The following is a 2,417-nucleotide window of genomic DNA, read 5'->3' as shown; positions in this document are numbered from 1 at the left end:
ACACCCGCGCCTCGCTCGGCCGGCGCACCGCACTGGTCGAGGTGACCCCCGCCTCCGGCATCGCGGTCGACCGCGACGCCGTGCAGAGCGCCGTCGACGAGGAGCTCGTCCGCATCGGCGCGAAGCCCGCCCCGCTCTCCACCGTCCGCGTCTCGACCTCCGGGAGGATCTGATGACCACGAGCAACCGCTTCGTCAACCGGCTCGTCCTGCTCGTCGTGGGCCTCGTGCTCGCGCTGGTCAGCGCCGGAGCCGTCCTGATCGCCGTCTCGCAGCCGGTCCGCGACTCCGTCCTCTCCTTCGCCGACGGCGAGGGCGCGGCCCTGGTGTCGCGCCTCTCCCCCGAGGAGGGCACCGCCTGGAGCGATGCCGCCGTCCTCTGGCCGCTCTACGCCGTCGTCGGGATCTGCCTCCTCGGCATCGTCCTCGCGCTGGTGATGGCCTTCGCCCACGGTCACGGCCGCACCGGCACCGTCCTCCGCGACGAGGCCGAGGGCGCGCCCGCCGGGGGGATCGAGATCGCGACCGGCTTCGCGGAGGACGTCCTCGAGACGGCCCTCGCGGGCCGGACGGAGCTCCTCGACGTCACGGTCGCGGCCTACCGCCACGGCTCCGAGACGGCGCTGAAGGTGCGCGTCCTCCCCCGCGGCGGCGTCTCGCCCCGCACCGTGGTCGACGCCGTGCACCAGGAGGTCGACGCTCTCGACACTCTCCTCGGCGCCCGCCTGCCGGTCCTGCTCGAGGTCGCCTCGAGCGCCCGGGCCGGCTTCTCCAAGGAGGACCGGGTCGCCTGACCCCGGTCCCGCAGCTTCCCCGGCACCCGCCGGCGGATGGTCACACCGAACAGAAGGAGCCCCTCATGGGTGCAGACGACAAGATCCGCAACGCAGCCGAGAACCTGGTCGGCAAGGCCAAGGAGGCCGTCGGCAAGCTGACGGACAACGAGCGCCTCGAGGCCGAGGGCCAGGCCGACCAGACCAAGGCCCACACCAAGAAGGTCGGCGAGGACGTCAAGGACGTCTTCAAGAAGTGATCTGACCGGAACCTCGACGGGGCCGTCACCGCATCAGCGGTGGCGGCCCCGTCGTCGTGCGTGGAGCGGGTGCGTCGAGCGTCAGACGCCCCAGAACATGATCCGGCCGGCGGAGGCCGCGTCGATGCTCTGGTCGTGGTTGTCGGCGGTGTGCGAGGAGTAGAGGATCCTGTCGCCGTCGACGCTGGTCACGACGCCCGTGTGGTCCCAGTCGCCCGAGCCGTCCCAGTCGAACTGGACGATGTCGCCCGGCTTCACCCGGCTCCGCTCGGAGTCGGGGATGGCGGTCGCGCGCTCGGGGTGCGCGGCGAGGTAGGCGTTGAACGCTGTCGACGACGCCCAGGCGGAGCTGTAGCCGCCGGAGGAGGAGTAGCTCCACTCGCCGTCCATCTCCCAGCCGCGGGCGATCAGCGACTGCGAGGTGAAATTGACGCAGTCGTTGCCCGAGATCACGCCGTACTGGGCCGAGTTGTAGTCGTTCCAGTAGGTGGAGAGGTAGTCGAGCTGCGAGGCCAGGCGGCTCGCGTCCAGCGCGGCCTGGGCCTTCGCGGCCTCGATCGCCGGGTCGGGCGTGTAGGCGAAGGTGATCGCCGAGGCGACGACCTTCGTGCTGGCGAGCACGCCGGTCGCGGCGGGGCTGGGAGTGGCGGTCGCGGTCGGGGCGGTGAGGTCGGTCGAGGCCTCGGCCGTCGTGCCCTCCGCGGCGCCCGACGTGTCGACGGCCGGCTGCACCGCGTCGGCCGGGGTCCCGTCGACGGTGACCGCCGCGGCGGAGTCGGTGACCGCGTCGAACGTGATGGCCTGACCGTCGGCGTCGAAGAAGGCGACCGGGACCTCGCCCGCTGCCTCTCCGTCGGCCGGAGGGGCGGTGACCGTGATCTGGTCGGGGTTGTCGACCGCGACGCTGCCCTCGGCCTCGCCGAAGCGGACGGTGGCGACCGAGTCCAGGTTCGATCCCTCGAGCGTCACGCTCGTGCCGCCGGCGACGGTGCCGGAGGTGGTGGAGACGGAGCTGAGGACGACCCGGGCGGAGGCAGTGGTCGCGGGGAGCACGGCGACGCTGGTCGAGGTCGGAGCAGCGGAGGGCGTCGCGGTGGCCGACTCGGCCGAGGAGCCGGTGCCGACGGTGAGGCTCAGGCTCGACGCGACGGCCACGACGACGAGCCCGCCGGAGACGGCGAGCGCCAGCGTGCGCGGGGACGGGCGGAAGAAGGAGGCTCCGCGGCGGGCGGGCGCGGTGCGGAGCCGGTGCCCCTCCGCTTCGCGGCGGTCGCGGCGGGACGAGAACGATCCCTCCGGGGCGGGGTGCACCGGGGCGGGAGCCGAGGGCTGCGCGGGAGCGGCGGCGGGTGCGGCGGGCCGGATGCGGCCCTCGCGCTCGCGGG

General features: G+C 73.6%; 3 protein-coding genes. 2 read left to right on the top strand and 1 reads right to left on the bottom strand.

Annotated elements, in window-relative coordinates:
- The first annotated feature begins 172 nt into the window (after positions 1-172).
- Both C5D04_RS17690 and C5D04_RS17685 read left to right on the top strand, forming a co-directional pair.
- Complete coding sequence (locus C5D04_RS17690; RefSeq protein ID WP_104292501.1) at positions 173-793, top strand: hypothetical protein; 621 nt, start codon at positions 173-175, stop codon at positions 791-793.
- 65 nt (positions 794-858) lie between these two features.
- The gene (locus C5D04_RS17685) at positions 859-1,032 is read left to right on the top strand and encodes a CsbD family protein (RefSeq protein ID WP_104226788.1); all 174 of its coding nucleotides are present in this window, start codon (positions 859-861) and stop codon (positions 1,030-1,032) included.
- Positions 1,033-1,113: 81 nt separating this feature from the next.
- Here C5D04_RS17685 and C5D04_RS17680 read toward each other — a convergent pair.
- Positions 1,114-2,417, bottom strand: a 1,304-nt coding sequence (locus C5D04_RS17680; RefSeq protein ID WP_104348140.1) for an amidase domain-containing protein, incomplete at its 5' end; no start/stop codon positions are given.

The sequence above is a fragment of the Rathayibacter sp. AY1D2 genome, from assembly GCF_002932695.1.
GTDB lineage: Bacteria > Actinomycetota > Actinomycetes > Actinomycetales > Microbacteriaceae > Rathayibacter.
The sequence above is the reverse complement of the archived record's forward strand: the minus strand, read 5'-3'. Positions and strand labels throughout refer to the sequence as shown.